This window comes from Borrelia turicatae 91E135 (assembly GCF_000012085.2).
Classification (GTDB): Bacteria; Spirochaetota; Spirochaetia; order Borreliales; family Borreliaceae; genus Borrelia; species Borrelia turicatae.
In genome coordinates this window covers 105,564-127,861 of the sequence record NC_008710.1, presented here as the reverse complement: position 1 = coordinate 127,861, position 22,298 = coordinate 105,564, and the positions used below count along the sequence as shown (strand labels likewise).

Annotated in this window: 25 protein-coding genes; 23 read left to right on the top strand and 2 right to left on the bottom strand. The window is 29.7% G+C overall.

All coding sequences use genetic code 11. From position 1 onward, the window contains the following. Positions 1 to 7: 7 nt before the first annotated feature. The 15 genes from recA to rseP are packed head-to-tail and all read left to right on the top strand — an operon-like array spanning position 8 to position 12,286. Positions 8 to 1,099: a recombinase RecA gene (gene recA, locus BT0_RS00650; protein WP_011772092.1), complete on the top strand. Its 1,092-nt coding sequence runs from the start codon at positions 8 to 10 to the stop codon at positions 1,097 to 1,099. Further along, the gene (locus BT0_RS00645) at positions 1,077 to 1,874 is read left to right on the top strand and encodes a hypothetical protein (protein ID WP_236842839.1); all 798 of its coding nucleotides are present in this window, start codon (positions 1,077 to 1,079) and stop codon (positions 1,872 to 1,874) included. The genes recA and BT0_RS00645 overlap by 23 nt, the downstream gene beginning before the upstream one ends. Continuing rightward, a complete protein-coding gene (locus tag BT0_RS00640) occupies positions 1,846 to 2,589 on the top strand; it encodes a pseudouridine synthase (protein ID WP_011772090.1) in 744 nt (247 codons plus the stop codon). The genes BT0_RS00645 and BT0_RS00640 overlap by 29 nt, the downstream gene beginning before the upstream one ends. Next, positions 2,590 to 3,258 carry a (d)CMP kinase gene (cmk, locus tag BT0_RS00635; protein ID WP_011772089.1) on the top strand — a complete coding sequence of 223 codons (669 nt, stop codon included), beginning with the start codon at positions 2,590 to 2,592 and terminating at the stop codon, positions 3,256 to 3,258. It begins immediately after the preceding gene. 2 nt (positions 3,259 to 3,260) lie between these two features. Then, positions 3,261 to 4,922, top strand: a complete 1,662-nt coding sequence (locus BT0_RS00630) for a 30S ribosomal protein S1 (RefSeq protein WP_041178416.1) — start codon at positions 3,261 to 3,263, stop codon at positions 4,920 to 4,922. After that, complete coding sequence (locus BT0_RS00625) at positions 4,915 to 5,517, top strand: hypothetical protein (protein WP_041178415.1); 603 nt, start codon at positions 4,915 to 4,917, stop codon at positions 5,515 to 5,517. The genes BT0_RS00630 and BT0_RS00625 overlap by 8 nt, the downstream gene beginning before the upstream one ends. Positions 5,518 to 5,541: 24 nt before the next feature. Next, positions 5,542 to 6,312, top strand: a complete 771-nt coding sequence (locus tag BT0_RS00620; RefSeq protein ID WP_181005551.1) for a hypothetical protein — start codon at positions 5,542 to 5,544, stop codon at positions 6,310 to 6,312. 14 nt (positions 6,313 to 6,326) lie between these two features. Next, the gene (locus BT0_RS06145) at positions 6,327 to 6,605 is read left to right on the top strand and encodes a hypothetical protein (protein WP_011772085.1); all 279 of its coding nucleotides are present in this window, start codon (positions 6,327 to 6,329) and stop codon (positions 6,603 to 6,605) included. Next, positions 6,595 to 7,194 carry a Maf family protein gene (locus BT0_RS00610; protein ID WP_011772084.1) on the top strand — a complete coding sequence of 200 codons (600 nt, stop codon included), beginning with the start codon at positions 6,595 to 6,597 and terminating at the stop codon, positions 7,192 to 7,194. Before BT0_RS06145 ends, BT0_RS00610 begins: the two co-directional genes overlap by 11 nt. Positions 7,195 to 7,229: 35 nt before the next feature. Beyond that, complete coding sequence (gene rpsB / locus BT0_RS00605) at positions 7,230 to 7,994, top strand: 30S ribosomal protein S2 (protein ID WP_011772083.1); 765 nt, start codon at positions 7,230 to 7,232, stop codon at positions 7,992 to 7,994. A 17-nt stretch (positions 7,995 to 8,011) separates the two neighbouring features. Continuing rightward, positions 8,012 to 8,848, top strand: coding sequence for a translation elongation factor Ts (tsf, locus tag BT0_RS00600; RefSeq protein WP_011772082.1), 837 nt, complete (start codon positions 8,012 to 8,014; stop codon positions 8,846 to 8,848). Positions 8,849 to 8,884: 36 nt separating this feature from the next. Further along, on the top strand, positions 8,885 to 9,439 hold the full coding sequence (gene frr / locus BT0_RS00595; protein ID WP_011772081.1) for a ribosome recycling factor: 555 nt from the start codon (positions 8,885 to 8,887) through the stop codon (positions 9,437 to 9,439). A 4-nt stretch (positions 9,440 to 9,443) separates the two neighbouring features. Then, positions 9,444 to 10,136: a polyprenyl diphosphate synthase gene (gene uppS / locus BT0_RS00590; RefSeq protein WP_011772080.1), complete on the top strand. Its 693-nt coding sequence runs from the start codon at positions 9,444 to 9,446 to the stop codon at positions 10,134 to 10,136. Then, the gene (locus BT0_RS00585; RefSeq protein ID WP_236842853.1) at positions 10,084 to 10,989 is read left to right on the top strand and encodes a phosphatidate cytidylyltransferase; all 906 of its coding nucleotides are present in this window, start codon (positions 10,084 to 10,086) and stop codon (positions 10,987 to 10,989) included. Before uppS ends, BT0_RS00585 begins: the two co-directional genes overlap by 53 nt. A gap of 16 nt (positions 10,990 to 11,005) precedes the next feature. Then, positions 11,006 to 12,286 (top strand): RIP metalloprotease RseP, encoded by a 1,281-nt coding sequence (rseP, locus tag BT0_RS00580; RefSeq protein WP_041178414.1) that lies wholly within the window; start codon positions 11,006 to 11,008, stop codon positions 12,284 to 12,286. A 44-nt stretch (positions 12,287 to 12,330) separates the two neighbouring features. Here the strand turns inward: rseP and trhA are convergent, their stop codons facing one another. Then, on the bottom strand, positions 12,331 to 13,017 hold the full coding sequence (gene trhA / locus BT0_RS00575; protein ID WP_011772077.1) for a PAQR family membrane homeostasis protein TrhA: 687 nt from the start codon (positions 13,015 to 13,017) through the stop codon (positions 12,331 to 12,333). A gap of 242 nt (positions 13,018 to 13,259) precedes the next feature. On the opposite strand from trhA, the gene BT0_RS00570 reads away from it, so the two are divergent. The 6 genes from BT0_RS00570 to dnaB all read left to right on the top strand — a co-directional run bounded on the left by BT0_RS00570 (position 13,260) and on the right by dnaB (position 18,348). After that, entirely contained in the window at positions 13,260 to 14,954 is a 1,695-nt protein-coding gene (locus tag BT0_RS00570) for a PTS transporter subunit EIIC (protein ID WP_041178413.1), read from the top strand. A gap of 331 nt (positions 14,955 to 15,285) precedes the next feature. After that, positions 15,286 to 15,687: a 30S ribosomal protein S6 gene (gene rpsF / locus BT0_RS00565; RefSeq protein WP_011772075.1), complete on the top strand. Its 402-nt coding sequence runs from the start codon at positions 15,286 to 15,288 to the stop codon at positions 15,685 to 15,687. 11 nt (positions 15,688 to 15,698) lie between these two features. Beyond that, complete coding sequence (locus BT0_RS00560) at positions 15,699 to 16,136, top strand: single-stranded DNA-binding protein (RefSeq protein WP_011772074.1); 438 nt, start codon at positions 15,699 to 15,701, stop codon at positions 16,134 to 16,136. Positions 16,137 to 16,148: 12 nt separating this feature from the next. Beyond that, entirely contained in the window at positions 16,149 to 16,442 is a 294-nt protein-coding gene (rpsR, locus tag BT0_RS00555; RefSeq protein WP_011772073.1) for a 30S ribosomal protein S18, read from the top strand. Between the two features lie 9 nt (positions 16,443 to 16,451). Further along, on the top strand, positions 16,452 to 16,946 hold the full coding sequence (rplI, locus tag BT0_RS00550) for a 50S ribosomal protein L9 (RefSeq protein WP_041178412.1): 495 nt from the start codon (positions 16,452 to 16,454) through the stop codon (positions 16,944 to 16,946). Between the two features lie 16 nt (positions 16,947 to 16,962). Further along, positions 16,963 to 18,348 (top strand): replicative DNA helicase, encoded by a 1,386-nt coding sequence (dnaB, locus tag BT0_RS00545; RefSeq protein WP_011772071.1) that lies wholly within the window; start codon positions 16,963 to 16,965, stop codon positions 18,346 to 18,348. A gap of 101 nt (positions 18,349 to 18,449) precedes the next feature. On the opposite strand, the gene BT0_RS00540 is transcribed toward dnaB, so the two are convergent. Continuing rightward, entirely contained in the window at positions 18,450 to 19,805 is a 1,356-nt protein-coding gene (locus tag BT0_RS00540) for a hypothetical protein (protein ID WP_011772070.1), read from the bottom strand. A gap of 175 nt (positions 19,806 to 19,980) precedes the next feature. Between BT0_RS00540 and BT0_RS00535 the strand changes: the two genes are divergently transcribed. Beyond that, positions 19,981 to 21,174, top strand: a complete 1,194-nt coding sequence (locus tag BT0_RS00535) for a thiolase family protein (RefSeq protein WP_041178411.1) — start codon at positions 19,981 to 19,983, stop codon at positions 21,172 to 21,174. Between the two features lie 70 nt (positions 21,175 to 21,244). Beyond that, complete coding sequence (locus tag BT0_RS00530; protein ID WP_011772068.1) at positions 21,245 to 22,279, top strand: peptidylprolyl isomerase; 1,035 nt, start codon at positions 21,245 to 21,247, stop codon at positions 22,277 to 22,279. Positions 22,280 to 22,298: the final 19 nt, after the last annotated feature.

The window sequence follows — 22,298 nt, the reverse complement described above, 5'->3', positions numbered from 1 at the left end:
AGGTAAAATGTCAAAATTAAAAGATAAAATAGATGATTCTTTAAATGATAGATTAAATAGAGAAAAGGCCATTGAGCTTGCTAGAATTCAAATAGAGAAGGATTTTGGTAAAGGAAGTCTTATTAAGATGGGAGAGTCTCCTGTGGGTAAAGGCATAGAGAGCATATCAAGTGGTTCTATTTTGCTTGATGAGGCAATTGGTGTTGGAGGATATCCAAGGGGAAGAATAATAGAAATTTTTGGCCCTGAATCTTCTGGAAAAACCACTTTAACTCTTCAAGCAATTTCTGAAGTTCAAAAAAATGGTGGAATAGCAGCTTTTATTGATGCTGAACATGCTCTTGATCCTGTTTATGCAAAAGCTTTGGGTGTTAATATTGATGAACTTTGGCTTAGTCAACCTGATACTGGAGAACAAGCTCTTGAGATTGCTGAATATTTAATTAGAAGTGGTGGAGTTGATTTGATTGTTGTTGATTCTGTTGCCGCCTTAACCCCACAAGCAGAGATTGATGGAGAGATGGGCGATTGTCAAATTGGGCTTCAAGCAAGATTAATGAGCAAGGCTTTAAGAAAGATTACGGGTATACTTTCAAAGTCTAAGACTTGTATTATGTTTATCAATCAATTAAGAATGAAAATCGGTGTAATGTTTGGCAATCCGGAAACTACTACTGGAGGAAATGCTTTAAAATTTTATTCTTCTCTTCGTCTTGAAGTTAGGAAAATTGAACAGGTAACGGGGAGTTCTGCAGATGATGTTGTTGGGAATAAGGTAAGAGTTAAGGTTGTGAAAAATAAAGTAGCACCTCCTTTTCGTAAAATCGAGCTTGTGATTTATTTTGGGAAAGGTATTTCACGTGAAGCTAGTATATTAGATGCTTCGATTAAGTATAAGTTGATACAAAAAATAGGTTCTTGGTATTCTATAGGAGATGATAAATTAGGACAAGGTAGAGAAAGTGCTATTATTTATCTCATTAAAGAAAAAGAACTTACTAATGAACTTGAGATTAAACTTAGAAAGATAATTTTTGAAGGTCTAAGTCCAGATTCTATTGAAATTGGTCCGCCTAATGTTAAAAAAGATAAAGAATAGAATGACAAATTTAGATGATTATTTAATTGTTTGTAATGATTTTAAAGGGGGAATAGAAATTTTCTTTGATTATATAAGAAATAAAAGAGAAATTTTAAAGACTTTTAATTTAAATAAAATAATAGAAGATTTTTTAGTATTTTCTGAGAGTATTGAAATAGATGTTAAAGAGTTAATTAAGTTTTATTCTTTTTCGACCAGTTTGCTTTATTTAAAGACACAAATTCTTTATCCAGTAAAATTAAAAGATAAGAAGTTAGTTGAAAGGGAGATGGTTAAAAAATTAATAAATTTCAGTGAAAAATATGTAAAGTCCAAGTCCTCAACTCGAAATTTAAAAGATGAGAAGTGTTTAAATGTATCTAAATCTTCTTTTTTGAGAGAAAATAGTATTTTTTTTGAAAGTGTGGATAATGTTCAAAATTATATGGTAGGTATTAATAAGGTTAAGAGTAAAGTCAGTAGGATAAGTAAAAAGCAGGATGATATTTTACGTAATATTAAATTTAGATCTAATGTTATTTTAGGTATATATGACGCTAAAATTTTTGATAAAAAAACAAAAATTATTGCTCTTTTAACTAAGGAAGATAATTTTATTTTTGAATTTTTATTAAATTTTGATGATAAGTTTTACTTTTTTGAGAGATTTTGTTACTTTTTAATCGTTCTTGAATATAAAATGTCAAATATTATAGATTTAGTTTACTTAAATGATAAGTTGGTTTTAAGAAAGGGAAAAAGTATTGACGAATACAAACAGCAAAGGGCTTAGAGTTCATGTTTTTTTAGCAGAGAAAGGTGTGGGCTCTAGGAGGTTTTGTGAAGATCTTATAAGAAAGAATTCTGTTAGAATAAACAATACTCTTGCAAAACTTGGAGATAAGGTGTTCTTGGGTGATAGAGTGGAGTGTAGAAAACAGGTATTTGTTTTTAGGGATTGTAAAGTTGAAAGTAAGATTTATATAGCCCTTCATAAACCTAAAAATTATTTGTGTTCCAATTTTGATCCAGAGGGGAGACAGTTGGCAATATCTTTAGTTCAGCCTTTGTTTAAAGAACGTTTATTTTCAATTGGTAGACTTGATTTTAAAAGTTCTGGGCTTTTACTTTTTACTAATGATGGTCAGTTCGCAAATAATATTGTTCATCCAAGGAGTAAGGTTGAAAAAGAGTATATTGTTGAGTCAAAAAGGGCTGTTAATGAGAATTTGCTTATTAATTTTAAACATGGAATAAAGATAGGAAGGGAAATTTTTAAGTTAAAATCTTATGTAATGCTTGGCAATAATTCTGTTAAATTGGTTTTAACGGAAGGTAAAAATAGGGAGATTCGAAAAGTTTTTTTAAGTAAGAATATTTTTTTAAAGAAAATTCACAGAATTAGAATAGGTAATATTAAATTGGATGATTTAAAAGAAGGGCAAATTAAGGTTTTGTCTTTAGCTAAGATTAATAAATTCAAGACACAAATTTTGGGAGAATATTAAATGGTAATAGCAATTGATGGCCCGTCAGCTTCGGGGAAAAGCTCGATTGCGAAAGCATTGGGGATGAGATTAGGGTTTAAGTTTATTAGCTCTGGTTATTTTTATAGGATAATAACTTTGATTGCTCAAAGGTTTTCACTAAACGAATATGATTTGCTTAGTGAGAGTAAAATTTTGGAACTTGTATCACAAAATGATATCAAATTTAATGGTTTTGATTTTTTGCTTAATGGTACAAATGTTATAAGCCATATTTTAAATGAAAGAATAGATTTTCAAGTTTCTCTTTATTCTTCTTATATAGGTGTTAGAAATATTGTTAATAAAAAATTAAGAGAAATAGTTAAATTAAAGGATGATAATTATATAATAGAGGGTAGAGATATTACTACTGTAGTATTTCCAGAAGCTGAGGTCAAGATTTATCTTGATGCTTCTGTTAAAGTGCGAGCTTTAAGACGGTATAATCAAAGGAGTGATAATGTAACTTTAAATGAGTTAGAGCAAGCACTAGAGAGACGGGATGAGATTGATCAAAATAAAGAGTATGGTAAATTGAAATTGGATAAGGAAGTGTTTTATATTGATACAAGCTATAAATGCTTAGATGATGTATGTAATATTATCATAAAGACGTTTAATTTGAAAAAAAAAGTGATAGAGAGGTGAGAATGGAAAATCAAGAAGATTTACAAGAAAATTATCTAAAGGTTCTTGAAAAAGTAGAACTAGGTAGTAGTGTTTCTGGTGTTGTTATAAATGTCATGAAAGATTATGTGCTTGTAGATATTGGTTATAAATCTGAAGGTTTTATTAAAATCGATGAATTTGAAACCATTCCAAGTATTGGAGATAAGCTTGATGCAATAGTTACAAAAGTAGGGGGAGAATTAGGATTAGTTCTTAGTGTTGCAAAGCTTGATTCTCTAAATTTGCAAGATAAGATTGATGAGTATATTTCAAATAGAAAGGTGCTTAAAGGCAAGATTTTAGCTGAACTTTCAAGTGGCTATAAAGTTCAGATTAATGAGAATGTTATTGGATTTATGCCATCTTATTTGAGTTCTAAATTTAGAGATGAAAAATTAAAAAGAGGTTTAGTGGTTGAGTTTTATGTTGTTCAGGCAGATAAAACCGATGGTCTTAGGCTTATTCTTGATAGACGAACTTTGGAGCGAGAGAGAGAGCTTGTAAAGAAAAAAGAACTTGTTAGTTCTTATAATGAGGGGGATATAGTTGATGGTGTTGTTGAAAGAATTACAGATTATAGTGCTATTATAAAGGTTAAAAATCTTGTTTTAGGAGTATTGCATAAAAGGAATATTGCATTTAATCGTGTTGAGAATATTGAAGATTTTATTCGTGTTGGTGATAAATTAAGATTGAAAATCATTAAATTAAATGTAAATGCAGTAAAGATGGAGTTATCTCTTAAGGCTTTAAAGACAAATCCTTGGGATTCTGTTGAGGCTAAGTATAAGGTTGAGAGTATTGTAAAGGGCAAAGTTGTCAAAATATTACCTTTTGGGGCTGTAGTTGAACTTGATAGTGAGATATCAGGATTTATTCATATAAGTAATTTTTCTTGGGTAAGGGTTATAAAAAGTCCTCAGGAATTAGTTAAAGTTGGTCAAATCGTAGAAGTTAAGATTTTGGAGATAGACAAGGAAAATCAAAAAATATCTTTAGGTATTAAGCAAGTTAATGAAAATCCATGGAATAATTTGGCTCAAAGGTGTGCTGTTGGTAAAGTTGTTCAGGGTGTTGTTAAAAATATTACAAAGACGGGTGCTTTTGTGAGCATTGAAGAAGGTATAGACGCATATATTAGTAAATTTGATATTTCTTGGATTGACGAAGTTAATCCTGAGGAATACTTTAAATTAGGCAGTTCAATTAGTGGAAAAGTAATTGAACTTGATGCAAAGAAGCAAAATATTAAGTTGGGAATTAAACAGTTGGAAGAGAATCCTTGGGATGATTTTTCTAAGAGCTATAAGAAAGGTGATACTCTTGAAGTTGAAATTGTAGAGAAGAAGTCAAAGGGAGTTCAGGTAAGAGTTTATGGTAAAATAATGGGATTTATTAGTAAAATACAACTTGGAGATACAAAAGAGTCCAGTTTGGAGACTTTTGAAAATTTGAATATTGGAGACAAACTTAAAGTTATAATCACCAATATTGATTTTAAAAACAAATTAGTTTTGCTTTCTTATAGGGCGTATAAAGAGCAAAAATCAAGCGAAGAAATTTCTTCTTATTTGTTTAAGGAAGATGATGAAGAATCTTATAAACCCTTTGCAAATCTGTTAAAGAGGAATGCTGATGTTTAAAAATAAATTTTTTATAGGTATTTTTGCAGTTATTGTTTTTGTGGGAATTGTTGTTTATTTTTATAGTTCTATGGATGTAGATTATGTTAAGGCAGGAGGGGAAGTAGTAGAAAATCTTGAGAGAGATTTAAATCTGTATTTAAGAGCAAAAAATATTGAAGAGAAACTTGAATTAGAGTCTAAGATAGAGGAGTCTATAAATAAGAGAGACGATGTTGCTTATGAATTTCTTTCACGGTTTTATCTTGCCAGATCTACTTATTTTCAAAGTAAAGGTTTATACAAAGAAGCTCTTGAGGATTTAGATATTGTTATTGGTTCAAAATGGATTGAAAGAGAACTTGCCTATCTTAATAAAGCTGTGATTTATGAAAAAATGGGACAGGTGGATAATGCTTTAATCATATATGATAATTTGATTAAGCAGACTAAATTAGATTTTATTAAAATTAGAGCCCTGCTTGGTAAGGCAGTATTAATTGAAACTAGAGATAAAAAATTGGCTATTGATATATACTCAGAGATTGCTAATTTTTCTTATGAAAATAACTTATATGTTAATCTTGCCAAGAATAAGCTTTTGCAGCTTAGATGATTTAGTTTGTTTTTTTGTTTTAGTATGAAAAAATTTGATAATAATATTATATTATTAATTGTTTTTTTATTAGTAGTTAGTTGTGGTCTTGAGGATATTGTCATAGTCGATTCTCCTTTGGTTATTGATAGTAGAGCTTCCAGAGATACTCTTGCTTTTGCGTTGCCTTCTTGGTATTTTGGTAATAACCATAATTCTAGGGTTAGGGGTTTTGATATATATTATAAATTTTATCCAGAAGGATCAAATTACCATTTTAGGGGTTTTGCAGAAAGTGTTCAAAAAGATTTTAATGCTTTAAAGAGTGTTTTTAATAATGTTAATGAGTTTAATAGAAGGGGATTTTATAAAATTAATTTGGATGGTGATCGTTTTTCAGGGAAACCGACTTTGAAATTAGACAAAAGCTGGATTCAAGGAAATTTTCCTTTATATTTTGAACTTAATTTTGAAAATTTGAGAAAAAGTACCCCTGGTTCGGTTTTTATTAATATAAGAAAAGGTAATAGTTCTTCAGCCCCTCTTATTAGGAGTATCAAGACTGTATATAGATCTTATGTTGTTAATGATTTGTATAGGGAGTTTTCTGAAGCTTTGAAAAAATCTAAAGTTACGAACAGTACAAATAGGCCATTTGATCTTAAGCATATTAGCGATAGCTTTTTTACAAAAGATGTTTCTCCTAAATATAATTTAGTAATTTTTGTTATGGCAGTAGGTAATGCTATTGAAGATGATTTATATAGTGTTATTGTGAATTTAGGGAGTCTACATGGTTTTGAGTTGTCGAGTTAGTTAAAGGCCGAGACATGGTAACGTTTTTTTTTCATTTAATTTTAACTAATATTATTATTTCTTTTGTGGTAAGTTTTTTTGTTGTCTTTTTTGGTATATTGAGATTTGGGTTTTTGCTGGTTTATTTGATAAGTTTTTTAGGAAGTGTATTATTTTTATTTTTTATACCTCTTTTTTATTCCGATTATTATAATAGACAAGTGGATGTTTTATTTTATTTGTTCCCAGTTATTGGTTCAATAGTTTTGATATCTTTATTAGGATTTTCTGAGAGAAGTAAGAATGATTTATAAAGAAAATTTTGAGATTGCACTTGTATCAAATTCTTTTGCTAGGGCCGAGTTTTTAGAGGCTTTGAAAATTAAATTTTTATCCCTTAGTGTTGATATTGATGAAGGTTCAATAATGAAATCAGGTGAAATTGGTGTTACAAAGAGGATAGCGGTTCTTAAACTTACTAATGCTATTGAGAAGTATGGCAAGGATAAATGTTTAATTACTGTTGATACTTTGTTAAAGAATGATTCAATTTATGTTGGAAAACTAAGTGATGAAAAGGAAGCTTTTAGTAAGATAATGGGGTATAGTCATAAGCTTATTGAAGTTGAAACTAGTTTTTGTGTATTTATTCCAGGGAAAGAAAAAATAATTAAAGCCTGTGAGGTTTCATTTATTAAATTTAGGGAATTAACCCCAGATATTGTTTATCATTATATTGCACTTGGGCATTGGAAAGATAAAGCTGGAGGTATAAGTCTTAAAAATGGTGTTGCAGATATCTTGATTGAATATATTAATGGTAGTTATTCAAATATCATAGGCTTACCAATTGGTTTGTTTTATGATATTCTTATTAGAGAAAACGTAATTTCCACTATATAAGTAGTGAGTAAAAGCGAGGGATTTAGGAGGTCGTTTTGGCAGTTATTACTATGAAAAGTCTTTTAGAGGCCGGAGTTCATTTTGGACATCAGGTAAAAAGGCTTGATCCAAGAATGAAAAGGTTTATCTTTTCAGAGAGAAATGAAATCCATATTTTGGATTTGCAAAAAACTTTGCAAGGTATTAAAGATTCTTATGAACTTGTTCAAAGTGTTATAAAAAGTGGTAAAAAGGTCTTGTTTGTTGGTACTAAAAAGCAGGCAAGTGAGATAATTGAACAAGAGGCTAGAAGAAGTGATATGCCTTATGTTAATAATAGATGGCTTGGTGGAATGCTTTCAAACTTTAATACTATTAAAAAATCAGTTCAGAAATTAAAGAAATTAGAAAAAATGGAAATTGATGGAACTTTTGAGATGATTAGTAAAAAGGAAGTTTCTCAACTTAATCGTGAAAAGTTAAAATTATCTAAAAATTTGACAGGAATTAAAGATATGGAAGAGCTTCCTGGTGCCGTTTTCATTATTGATCCTAAAAGAGAACAAATAGTGATTAATGAGGCTAGAAAGCTTGGTATTCCTATAATTTCAGTTGTTGATACAAATTGTAATCCGGATGTGATTGACTGTCCAATTCCTGGAAATGATGATGCAATTCGTTCTGTTGCTTTATTTACTAAGATAATATCTGATGCTATTTTGGAGAGTGATAAAGAGGTTGGAATTCAGATAGTTGAAAATTTGAATGAAGAAGACTTAATGAGTGAAATTGCAGTTAAGGATGAAAAAAAAGAATTATAAAATTTAAGGAGAATAATATGAGTATTAGTCCTCAAGAGGTAAAAAAGCTTAGAGATGTAACTGGAGCTGGATTTGGTGATTGTAAGAAGGCATTAGATGCTGTTGGTGGTGATTTTGAATTGGCAAAGAAAAAACTTCGAGAAATGGGTATTGCATCTGCTGATAAGAGAAGTGGTAGGGATGCTAAGGAGGGACGAGTATTTTCTTATGTAAATAAAGAGAGAGTGGGTCTTTTACTTATTTCGTGTGAAACAGATTTTGTTGCTATGAATAGTGATTTTGTGACTTTTGGAAATTCTTTGATAAAACAATTGGTTGAGAGTGGTAAAGATTCTTTAGATAAGCAGCAAGAGCTTGAAATTAAAAATTTAGCAGCCACAATCAAGGAAAATATTCATGTAAGTAAGATTTATATTTCAAATATTGCATCTAATGAACTTGTAAAAAATTATCTTCATGGAGAGCAATCTAAGATAGGTGTTTTTATTAAATTAAAGGTAGATGATGTTTTAAAAATGGAAGATGAGAGTTTAAATAATCTTGCAATGGATTTAGCTTTACATGTAGCAGCTTTTGCTCCGCTTTATTTAAGCGTTGGTGATATTTGTTCTAATTATATTAAAGAGCAGGAAGAAATGTTTACAAAGCAGATGGAAGCTAGTGGAAAATCTGAAGCTGTAATTAAAGGGATAGTATCTGGGAAACTTAAAAAGCATTTGGGAGAAATTGCTCTCTTGGAACAAGGATTTGTAAAGGATGATAAACTTACCGTTAAAGAAAAGATTGAAGAGATTTCTAAATCAATTTTAACCAAGATAGAGATAGTAGATTTTAAATATTTAAGTGTTGGGTAATTATTTATGATCTTTTTAATTTTTAAGGAGGCTTGAATGGAGGAATATAAGGCTTTATTGGACGAGAAGATGAGTAAAGTTCTTTTATCTCTTGAGAGTGAATATAAATCTTTAAGAACGGGCAGGATAAATAGCTCTCTTTTTGATAAAGTATTAGTTGATTATTATGGAGAAAAGACCCCTTTAACTAGGGTTGCCAATGTTAGTATTCCCGAGGCAAGACTTATTGTAATTCAGCCTTGGGATAAAAGCTTATTATCTAAAATAGAACAGGCTATACTTAGTTCAGATCTTTCTATGAATCCTTCAAGTGATGGGGCAGTCCTTAGAATTAAAGTACCTGTATTGACTGTTGAGAGACGTAAAGAAATAGTAAAGCAGGCAAAAAAAATTGCGGAAGAATATAAGGTTGCGGCCAGAAATGTAAGGCAGGAATTAAATAGTAAGGCCAAGAAGCAAGAAAAAGATTCTCAGATTACTGAAGATGATTTGCGTCGGATTTTAGATGATATTCAAAGGGATACTAATTCTTATATCAAGAAAATAGATGAGATTTTTGATTTAAAAACAAAGGAAATAATGGAAGTTTAAATTTATGAATAATAATTCCCTTCCAATGCATGTTGGGATCATCATGGATGGAAATAGAAGATGGGCTTTAAAAAGAGGTCTGTCATTGTTTGAAGGACACAAAGAAGGCTTAAAGAGAGCTAAGGAGATAGTTAAATATTCTCTTAAATTAGGCATAAAATATTTATCTCTCTATGTTTTTTCTACAGAAAATTGGAATAGGACAAAATCTGAAATAAAACATTTGATGTTTGTGATTGCCGATTATTTAAGTTCTGAGTTTGAATTTTATAGTACAAATAATATAAAAATACTAGTATCAGGAGAGATTGAAGCTTTAAGTAAGGAAGTAAGAAAGTCAATCATTGATGCTATTGATTTTACAAAAAATTTTGATGGACTTGTGTTAAATTTGGCAATTAATTATGGTGGTCGAAATGAAATAGTTAGAGCTACTAAGAAAATTCTGGGAAGTGGTTTACAGTGTGAGACTTTAGATGAGATTGTATTTTCTAAATTTTTGGACAATCCTGAACTTTGTGATCTTGATCTTTTAATTCGTACTGGTGGAGACATGAGAATAAGTAATTTTCTTTTATGGAGAATTGCTTATTGTGAATTTGTTTTTTCAAGTGTTTTGTGGCCAGAGTATTCCGTTTCGCATTATGATAAAGACTTGGAATGTTTTAAAAATAGGAAGAGGAATTTTGGGAGATAAAAGTTTATTTAATCTTAGGTCTAAAAAATTAGCATTTGTTGCACGATTGGGGACATTTTTGTTTTTTGTTCCTTTAGTTTTGTTTTTAATATTTTTAGAGTTTAATAATTATTTATTTATTAATATTTTAATTTTTATGTTTAGTGGAGTTGCTGCAAAGGAAGTTAATGATTTGCTTAGGGTTAAATCTTCTTCCATTTCTAGTACTTTATCTTTCTTTTTAGGGATAGCTCCTCCAATTTTGACATATGTACATTGCAATGTTTTTGATTTGGGTATAAATATAATATTTTATTTGGTTATAACTTTAGTGTTTAGTAACTGGATTGTTAATTTGGTTTTCATTAAAGAAAATGAAATTGTTAATTTTTTATCACAGGCAACTTCGATAATTTTCATACTTATATATCCGGGTGTTTTGATGTCATTTGTTGTTGCTATTACTACTTTGCCAAGAGCACCTATTCTTTTGTTAATACTTTTCTCTATGGTTAGTGGTAATGATACTTTTGCTTATCTTGTTGGATATTTTTTTGGAAAAAATAGTTATAGACCTACAATTATTAGTCCCAATAAAACGATAATGGGATTTTTAGGTGGTATATTATTTTCTGTTATTGTTGCAATAGTTGTAGTATGTTTAGGTTTGATAAATTTAACTTATGGAGAAGCTATGATTTTTGGTGTCTTAATAGGATTTTTTACTATTATTGGTGATTTATTTGAATCTGGACTTAAACGTAGTGCAGGAGTTAAAGACTCTGGCAATATTATTCCTGGTAGAGGTGGTGCTCTTGATTCAATTGATTCATACCTTTTAACAGGTCCTATATTTTATTTATATTTGTCGTAATTTTTGGGAGTAATTGATGTATATTTTTCTTAGTATTTTGGCGTTTACCTTTATAATATTCATTCATGAATTAGGTCATTTATTCTTTGCAAAACTTTTTAAAGTTAAAGTTGAAGTTTTTTCTATAGGGATAGGCCCTAGTCTTTTTAAATTTAAAATAAAAGACACGGAGTATAGATTTTCTCCTATTTTTTTGGGGGGATATTGTAAGCTTAAAGGGGCTGAACATTTAGAAAATGAGCTTAGATTAAATAGACAGCTTGAAGCGGATAAAGATTCTATTTTTGGTATTTCTAATTTTAAGAAAATATTAATATATTTTGCAGGGCCTCTCTTTAATTTAATTTTTGCATTAATTGTTTTTATTGCAATAGAAATGATAGGTATTGTTTATCCTGATTATTTTAATAAAATAGTAGTTATTAATAATAGTGTTTTGAGTAAGTTTAGAGATGGGGATGTTATTTTAAGCGTTAATAATAGTGGTATAAGGTATTTTTCCGATTTAAATAAAGTTGTTCCTTTAAAAGATTCAAGAGTGACTTTCATAGTTTTAAGGGACAGTAAGACTATTAGTTTTGAAGATTATACAAGTTTCGATAAGCTTTTAAAGGAAATTGGTCCTTGGATAAATCTTATTATTTCTAAAGTTAAAACAAATTCTTCAGCTGAAGTTGCCGGTCTTAAACCTAATGATAAGATAATAAGCATTAATGATGTGATTTTAAATAATAATGTGGAGTTAAACAATTTGATTGAGAAGCTTGATTCTAATGTGGTGGATATTAAGTATGAGAGAAATGGAGAGATTTTAACTTCCAGGTTGGTGTTTCAAGATACTAATAAAAGTTTAGGAGTTTATTTATTGCCTGGTTTAGAGCGAGTGGTTAAGTCAGATAATTTAGGAATTGCTATTAAAAATTCTTTTAATAAAGTCTTAAATATTTTAGGTCATATTCTTTACTCCATTGTTGCATTATTCACTAATTTTAAGAATAATGCTAAAAATGTCACAGGGCCTGTTGGTATGATTAATATTTTTATTGATTCTTTTTCTGCTGGAATATTATCTTGGTTTAATACTATTGCTATTTTTAATTTACTTATTGCTGGTATGAATTTGTTTTTTGTTGTAATTCCAATGCTTGATGGAGGTCAAATTCTTATTAGTTTAATTGAAATCTTGCGTGGGAAACGATTTAGGGCAAAAGTTATTTATTATTTTTATATTTTTGGTATTTTGTTGATGTTAAGTCTTTTTATATTAGGGTTTTTTAACGATTTACGTAATCTTTAGTCAATTTATGCTGCTTGTTCAAGCAGATCCTATCTGATGTTTAATCAATAAGGGAGTACATATTTGAACATGAACCAAAAATGAGCAAAAGATGCAAATAGGATTAAAATATGAAAAAAGTCATGCATTCTCATATTTGCTATTGGATTAAGTTTTTTGCTTGCTGAGTAAATTATTCCTCCTAGTGTGTAGAGAATACCCCCAAGTGCTAGCCATAAGAATCCTTGTATAGGGAGAATGTTATAAATGAGTCTGATTCCGAATATGATGCTCCATCCCATAAGTATAAATATGCATCCGTTGAGCCATCCAGGACTGTTTACGTATATTGATTTAAAAATAATTCCAAGAATAGCAAATCCCCAAACGGTTATGAGGATTATTTTTCCATAAGCATTTGGCATGAGAATTAGACATGGTGGAGTGTATGTTCCTGCTATCAATATAAATATTGAAATATGATCAAATTTTCTAAAGAGTTGTTTTATTTTGCTTCCTTTTGTAAAAATGTGATAAAGAGTACTCATCGTATATAATAATGTCATTGATGAGCCATAGATAAGAAATAATACTGCATGGAGATACTTTTTTGAATGAGTTGATAGAGTAATGAGGATCGTTGTTCCTATTATTGATAAAATAATGCCAAATAAGTGAGATATTGAGCTAAACAATTCATTTTTAGGTATTGGCTCATTATATGATGTGTATTTTTTATTTTTTTCAAACATAAATTTACTCTTCTCTGTATGCTTTTTATTTTTAGAACATGCATTTGTTCTTATTTATTTTAGGTATATTAGTTCAAAAAAATACATAAATCAAGTGATCAAGAATAGTTTAGTATGAAACCGAAGGATAAATTGATGTTATTGCATAATTTTCTTCTTAAATTTTTCTATTAGTACCTCTCTTTTTGTAAAAAAGCTATATAATGCATATTGTCTTAAGTTTTTGAATGGAGAGGTCTAGAGTGATAAATTTTTTAAAAGTTTTTAGATTTGCTAATTTGCAAAAGTTTTCTAGTGCAGTAAGATTACCAATTTCTGTTGTGACAATTTTTTGTTTAATGCTTGGAATTGGATCTGCACTGTTAAATCCTTCTAATTTGTTTTACGTTGATAACTTTGTTGTTAAACTTGTTTTGGGACTTATTAAGAGTACCAGTAATATTATTATTTTGAATATTCCATTGCTTTTTGTTATAGGGATTACTGTTGGGGTCGCTAGAGCTCAAAAGGGTCCTGCTGCACTTTCAGGTCTTGTTGGATATTTGATTTTTAATATTACTGAAAATTATTTTCTTGATGTGTTTGCAAGACTTGTTGATCCTAATTTAATGTCTTCTGTTGGTCAAGTAAATATTTTGGGAATTCAAACTTTAAATACAGGTATTTTGGGGTCTTTATCAGTTGGACTATTAGTTGGATATTTGCACAATAAGTTTTATTGTATCGAGTTGCCTGGACCTTTAAACTTTTTTTCTGGTTTTCGTTTTGTTCCCATAGTAGTTTTTCCTTTTTGTATTTTATTGGGGATAATATTTGTTTTAATTTGGCCGTATTTTAATGAATTAATTACTTCTTTTGGATTTTTTATTGCTAAATTTAACTATCTTAATAGTTTCCTTTATGGGTTTTTAAATAGACTTCTCATTCCTTTGGGGCTTCATTCCATTCTTACATTTCCTTTTAATTTTACTTCGTTGGGAGGAACAGAAGTTATTGATGGTCAAGTTGTTGGTGGTATTCAGAATATATTTTATGCTCAATTAGCAGATCCATATCTTGTTAGGTTTTCCCCAAGTATTTCCAGGTTCAATAGTGGGTTTTATCTCTCTATTATGTTTGGACTTCCTGGGGCAGCATTGGGGGTTTATAGAGGAATCATTCATGATGATAAGAGTAAGATCGTGCCTTTGCTATTTTCAGGTGCTTTTGCAGCTTTTTTGACTGGAATTACGGAGCCTTTAGAATTTTTATTTGTTTTTACTGCACCTTTGCTTTATTTTATACATGCCATTTATACCGGGTTTGCGTTGTTGATTGCTAATGTACTTGATATTGCAGTTGGTGTTACTTTTTCTGCTGGATTTTTTGATTTTCTAATGTTTGGGGTGTTACAGGGACATGCCAAGACAAATTGGCTTTATTTATTACCATTAGGATTTGCATTTTTTGCTTTGTATTATTTTACTTTTAAATGGGTTTATAATTATTTTGATTTTCAGATTTTTGGTGTTGATGAGCCATTTTTTGCTGGTAGTGAAGGGGAAGTTGAAGGAATGGGAATTGCACATCTTATAGCTCAAGGTCTTGGAGGTCTTGACAATATTCAAGAGTTTAATGTTATTTCAACAAACTTAATGTTTGTAGTTTTCAGTCCTGAGCTTATATCAGAAGATTTTCTTAAAAAAACAGGTGCTTTAAATATTGTTACAATTGATAATACAATTAAAATTGATTATGGAACAAATGTTTATTATATAAAACAAGCGATTAAAAATTATTCTCCTGAAAGACTTTTTAAGGCCAGTGCTATTGTTGCATCTGATAATGTGAAACATGGTATTAAAGCATATATTGAAATGAAAGAAGATGATAAGCTTGAAAGACAAGGTTCGACAGGAAAAGTTTACAAACTTAATAAGGATGATGAGGATAATTAGAATTTATTTAGGTTAGAAGGTTACTTAAAATTATGAATTTGTGTTATATAAGTTGTTTTTTTACTTTGTTTTAAAGAGACTTTTTAAGAACTTAATATTTTTAGCTGGGTTGTTTATGGTATATAGAAGGTACCTTTTAATAGAATGGTTTAAAGATAGTGTGGTAGGATTTTAATTGTTCTGTGAGGAGTATTTTGAAAAGATTTTTTCTCAATATTGAAAAAAAATGAGTATTTTTATATACTACTTAAATAATCTGTTATAGTATTGAGATAACCTTTGCCATAAATTTAAAAGGTTTATGGTACGATTAAGACCATGAGGAGTTATAATGATAAAAAAGTATGAAGCTTGTTTTTTGTTTAAGAGTGAAGAACTTGAATATAAAGCCGCTTTAGAAGAGGTAAAAAAACAGTTAACAGTTTTTAATGCTAGTGATTTTGCTGAAAATTCTCTTGGAGAGAGGGCATTAGAATATCCTATTAGGAAGCAGTTGCGTGGTAGATATGAAATAATAGAATTTAAGATGGATAGTGAGAATTTGAAAGAGCTTGAAATTCAATTAAAACTTATTAAAAATTTGTTAAGGCATATGATCTTGGTTAAGATTAACAAAAAGGTTAGTGTTAAAAAAGTTAAGAGAAGAAATTTTAGAGAGTTCAAGGATAATAGAGATATTAAAGAAAAAGAATCATCAGAGTTTAATTCTAATGTTGATGTAAAAGTAGATTGAGGAGGTTGTAGATGGCCGATATTAATTCCTTAGTATTATCTGGTAGGCTTACTAGAGATTCTGAGCTTACTTATACTGAGGCAGGTATGGCTATTCTTAAATTTGGTTTAGCTAATAACAGAAGGGTAAAAAAAAATGACGAATGGATGGATTATGCTCAATTTTTTGATTGTACTCTCTTTGGCAAGAGGGCTGAGAGTCTTGCTTCTTTTCTTAAGAAAGGAAAACAAGTTGTGATTAGTGGTTCTTTAAGGTATGAGAGTTGGCAAGATAAAAACACTGGAGATAAGAAGAACAGATGCAGTGTTTTAGTAGATGATATTCAAATGTTTGGCTCACTTATTACTACTAAAGGTGCTAATGATGTTGGTTTTGAAAGTTATAAGAAGCCAGATTCGTTTACGGATATTGGTTTTGATGACGGTTTTAATGAAGATATACCTTTTTAGGAGTTTGAATTTATGTATAAAGATATAGATTCCCATCAGAGAGATTCAAGGACTGATGGACATCAAGATGGTTTTAAAAAAAACCCTAATTTTAGATTTTTTAAGAAAAAGACATGCAGATTTTGTGATATGGACAGAGTTCCTGATTATAAAGAATTTGATTTCCTTAAGAAGTTTGTTACAGAGCAAGGGAAAATATTACCTAGGAGAATTACAGGCACTTCTGCTAAGCATCAGAGGCGTCTTGCACTAGAGGTTAAAAAAGCTAGATATATGGCTTTACTTCCTTTTGTGAAGAAATATTAAGGAGAGATGATGAGAGTAATTTTGAAAGAAGATTTTATTAATCTTGGAAAAGAAGGTGATATTGTTGATGTAAAGGATGGTTTTGCTAGAAATTATTTATTACCAAAAGGTTTTGCTGTTTTTTCGGATAAGCATAATATTGATATTTTCAATCAAAAAAGGAGATCAATACTTAAGAGACAAGAAACAAGAAAAAAAGCAGCTCTTGAGCTTAAAGAAAAACTTGATAAGATCAATTTAGAATTCGTAATGCAGTCTAATGATAGTGGAAAATTGTTTCATAGTATTAATAGCTTAAATATTGCCGATGAGCTTTTAAAGCTTGGGTTTGAAATTGAGAGAAGAAAAATAGATATACATCATGGTACATTAAAAACTTTTGGAATTTATGATGTAACTATTAAGCTTTATGAGGGAATTAATTCTGTAATTAAAGTTGAGATAAAAAGGGAAGAGAAAAAACATTCTCTTAAAAAGTCTAAGAGTGTTGAAAAGGAAGTTTAAAGAAGAGGTATAGTTTGTGGCTTTTACTTCAGTAAGTACAGCCTCTACACTTCTTTTTAACGAAGGCGCAGAAAAGGCAGTTATTTCGAGTATATTTTATAATCCAGGAAAGGTGGAAGAGGCATTATTATATCTAAAACCGGATGATTTTTATAGTCAAAATCATGAGATGATTTTTAAAGCGATGATTTCTCTTTATGAAAAAAGAGAAAATATTGATCCAATAACTGTATTTGAGGAAGTATCTTCTTTAACACCTAAATCACAGCTTTTAAGTAATTTTAAAGCTTTAACAGGATTGCAGGATTATTTGAGTTTTCTCTCAGGGTATCTTCCAACTGATAAGACTATAAATGTTTATGCGAAAATTGTTAAAGAACATCGCATTAGAAGAGATATTTCTAAAATTTCTAGGGAACTGAATGATCTAGCTAATGATTCTACAAAAAAAGTTGAGCAATTTGTGGAAGAAGCACAAAGGCATATTCTTTCAATTGAATTAGATTGTTCTAGTAAAAATCTTAATCATGCAAAAATTATTGCTGAGAGAGTTCATGCTGAGATATATGAGAGAAGCATGAAAAAACGAGAAGTTAATTTTGGTATTCCAAGTGGTTTTAAGAAGGTTGATAGTCTTATTGGAGGTTTTAGAGAGAGTGATTTTATTATTATTGGTGCTCGTCCTAGTGTTGGTAAAACCGCCTTTGCACTTAATATTGCATCAAGTATTGCATTGAGAAATGATAAAAAGAGGAAAGTAGGTTTTTTTTCTCTTGAAATGACTTCTGATGCTTTGATTAAAAGAATAATAGCAGCCCAAGCTAATATTGATAGTTTTAAGATTCAAAATAGTATTTTGTCAGGTCATGAAATTAAGGCAATCAATGATGTTGTGAATGATATTAGTAATTCTGAATTTTATATTGAAGATACTGCTAATATTAGTTTGTTAACGCTTGCAACTCAGGCTAGAAAGCTTAAAAGATTTTCGGATATAGATATACTATTTGTTGATTATATTAGCCTTATTTCCCTCGAAGCTAGGAATGTTCCACGTCATGAGCAGGTAGCCTCAATTAGTAAAGCACTCAAAGAGCTTGCAAGAGAACTTAAGATTCCAATTGTTGCCCTTTCACAGCTTACAAGAGATACTGAGGGACGTGAACCCAGTCTTGCTAGTTTAAGAGAATCAGGTGCATTAGAGCAGGATGCAGATATTGTTATTTTACTTCATAGAGATAAGGACTTAAAAAGTGGCTCTGATGATGAGAGAGTGATTAGTGCTATCGATACTAAAATTATTGTTGCTAAACATAGAAATGGGCCTACAGGAAGAGCTGATATATTGTTTTTACCACATGTTGTTAAATTTGTGAATAAAGAACATGAAAATGATTATTAATGTTATTTGTTGATATTTATGAGGGTTTGAGTTTTTATCATCTTTGATTTTGGACAGGATATTATTTGTTGCATTCATATAACTTGACTAAGTTGATGTATTTAGATGTTTATTGTTATACCAATACCAAGATAATTAAAATTTAATTTATGTGTTTCTAAATTATAATTTGTTGTGTTATAAACAATTGGGTGATAATTAATTTTTGTAAATATTTTTGCATTATATTTTACTTTATTGTATTTAAGTGTTTCTATTAATATGCCAGGTTCAATTTCAAGTCCTGCTTGCAGTGTATCTTTTATTTTTAATGGTCTGTAAATTGCTTTTATATCTTTTTTATCTTTATTGTAAGATACGAATATTCCAGAACATATGTATAGTATAAATCGATTTTTTGTGAATAATTCATACATCAATCCGGATGAAAATCTATTTGTACGGCTATTGAATTCAGCTAAATTAATATCATAATTTGTTGCAATGGCAAAATAATATTTTAATGAGGGTATTATTATGTAATATATTAAATTTCTAGTTTGGAATGGGATCATAATGTCAAATCCAAAAGAAAAATTTTGGTTGAGGAGATATAAGTTATCTTCCAATGTATTGTCGTATTCTTCAGTAAAGATTATGCCAAATCCTCCTACGCTGAAAAATTTTTCCTTAGTTGAAAAATTGTTTAAATTAAGGTTATTTATTGTAAAAAAGTTTTTAGAATGAAGTCTGTATTGAATTCCAATGCCAGTTTCTGCTTCTTGTGTTTTTGAATATGTTTCTATGCTATTTATTTTACTTTGAGTTTGATAAAAAAGTTTAGTTTCAATCCCTATAGACTCATTTTTAAAGTCCATTGCAATGCTTGTTTTGAAAAAATAGTCTGCAAAATAAGATAAGTCTATATAATTTTCAAGATTAAAAAACTTCATGTAAGAATAATTGATTGCTGTACTTAAGAAACCTCTGTAATTGTAATTTTCATAATTTTTAGGAATTGGTCTTAATTGTCTTAGGGTAAAATGCACTGCTTGTTGTATTAAAGCTCCACCCCAGTTTCCATAGATTAGATTTTTAATACCAATACCAATATCAATATTTCCAAAGTATTGTGTTTTTGTTTTTATTGAGAATGGAAAATAATACATAAATCCAATTTCTAAAAGATCAACTCTTGTTCTTAATTGCTCAGGAGAGTCTTTGTTCCCTCTAAAAGTTAACATGTGTGCTTCTGCATTTATCATGAAATTATATTTTGATTCATGAATAAATATCAAAGAACCGCTTCTGAGATCATCAAAAAAATCACAAAGTGCAAATCCAAGGCCGTCATTTAGATTGTTAAAATGGTATTTATCAACCCTATCATTTTGATATTTGATTAAATGGTTATAAGCATAAGAATTAATTGCCAACATTATAATTATCATTTTGAGGTTAAGTTTTGCTAAATACATGCATAATTAATATAACATTTTTGTTCGAATATATCATTGTGTTTTTTTGTATTTAATAATTGATATTGATGATAATTTTTATCAAATCATTTATAATATCTTTTATATTCTGTTTTTTCAAATTGTGTTTTGTTATTATATAGTTGAAGATTAGTTTTTTTGTGTGGGGTTTTGTATGAGAAAAATAGCAATCATTGACGGACTTAGATCTCCGATTACTAAATTTGGGGGTGTCTTAAAGGGAATGAATATTGTTGATGTGTCCTCAGATATTGTTAAGGCTTTGCTTGCGAGAAATAATATTGATAAAGTGGATGAGGTTATTGTTGGAAATGTAATTTCTGCAGGGCTTGGTCAAAATATTGCCAGACAAATTGCTTTGAAGGCTGGTTTAGGTGAAATTATTCCTGCTTTTACTGTAAATAAAGTTTGTGGCTCGGGACTTAAGTCTTTAGAACTTGCGTTTAATTCTATAGCTCTTGGTAATAGTGAAATTATTTTAGCTGGTGGTGTAGAAGATTTGAGTAATGCGCCTTATCTTTTGCCAAGAGGTGTTAGATTTGATGGTTTAAAATTTGGCGACTTTAAAATAGAGGATTCAATATATAAAGATGCTTTAGTTGATACCCCAAGTAGTACTGTGATGGGACTTACAGCGGAAAATTTGGCTGAAATGTATGAAATTACAAGAGAAATGCAAGATCAGTTTGCATATAATTCTCATATGAAGGCAACAGCAGCAAGAGATAGTGGATATTTTAATGATGAAATATATCCTTTATCAGTTTTTGATAAAAAGACAAAACTTAAAAGTGTTATATGTAGTGATGAGGAGATACGTGATAGTTTAAGTTTAGAAAAACTGTCGTCTTTAAAACCTGTCTTTAAGGAGGGAGGTACTGTTACTGCCGGTAATTCTTCTAGTTTAGATGATGGAGCTTGTTTTTTAATATTGGCAAGTGAGGATTTTGTTTGCAAAATGGGATTACAACCTTTAGCTTATGTTGGTGGTTTTAAAAGTGTAGGTTTAAACCCTCTTCATATGGGATTTGGAGCTTTTCTTGCTATTAAAGAGATTATAGAGAAATTTAACTTAACTCCAAGTGAAATTGATTTTATTGAAACAAATGAAGCTTTTGCAGCACAATCTTTAAGTGTTTTGAAAGCTTTACGTCAAAAATATGATGTGAGAGATAGTATTATCAATGTTAATGGAGGGGCTATTGCCTTAGGACATCCGTTTTCAGTGAGTGGCTCTAGGATTTTGTTAACTCTTGCACGTCTTATTAAAATAAATAATAAATCAAAAGGAATTGCCTCTCTTTGTATTGGAGGTGGACAGGGTATAGCGGCTTTTTTATATAGATGAATGATATTCTTATTTTAAACTAGATTTAAATTTAATGTTTTGTTAAAATCTTATGCAGTGATTTAGTTCAATGATTGATATAAAGGTGATTTTTATGGGTAATGTTTTGTGTTTTCTGTTATTTTTTGTTGTAGGAATAACTTCTTTTGCTCAAAATACTCCTGTTGTAATTATTAATTTGCATAGTAACGAAATTATTACTAAGACAGAATTTGATTCTAAAGTAAATACATTGAAAAAGACGCAAGGTAGAGATTTAAGTAATGCTGAGAGGAAGCAAGTTTTGCAGATTTTAATAGCCGATGTCCTTTTTGGTCAAGAGGCTTTAAAGCAAGGGATTAAGGTTGAAGATGCGGAAGTTATGCAAACAATTAGAACTCAGTTTGGACTTTTAAATCTTACAGATGAGCAAATTAAACAAATGGTAGAAAGTCAGGGTACAAATTGGAATGAGCTTTTATCTTCAATGAAGAGGTCTCTTTCTGCACAAAAGTTAATTCTAAAGATGGCTCAGCCTAAATTTTCAGAAATAAAAATCCCAGGAGAAAAAGAAGTAGTTGAATATTATGAGGCTAATAAAACTAAGTTTGTTAATCCTGATATAGCAAGGATTAGTCATGTTTTCTTTTCTTCAAAAGATAAAAAGAGATCAGAGGTTCTTGCAAATGCAAAGGATATTGTAAATCAGATAAAATCGAAAAAGATTACTTTTGAGGAAGCTGTAAGAAAATATTCAAATGATGAGGGTTCTAAGGTTAAGAATGGTGATCTTGGATTCTTGGCAAGGGGTGATCAGAATGCACAAAATGTTCTTGGATTAGATTTTGTTAAAGAAGTATTTATGCTTAAGAAGGGAGACATTTCTCAGCCAATATCATCAAAAGAGGGTTTTCATATAGTTAAAGTTACTGAAATGTATTCTCAGAGATTTTTAGGTCTTCAAGATAAGATATCTCCTAATGTTGATATGACTGTAAAGGATGCCATAAAAAATAATATGGTTAATATTCATCAGCAGCAAATTGTTGCTAGAGTACAACAAGAGATTTATGATAAACTAAATAAGTCTGCTAGTATACAAATTTTGGATTCTAGTCTAAAATAAAAATAAGATATTATAATAT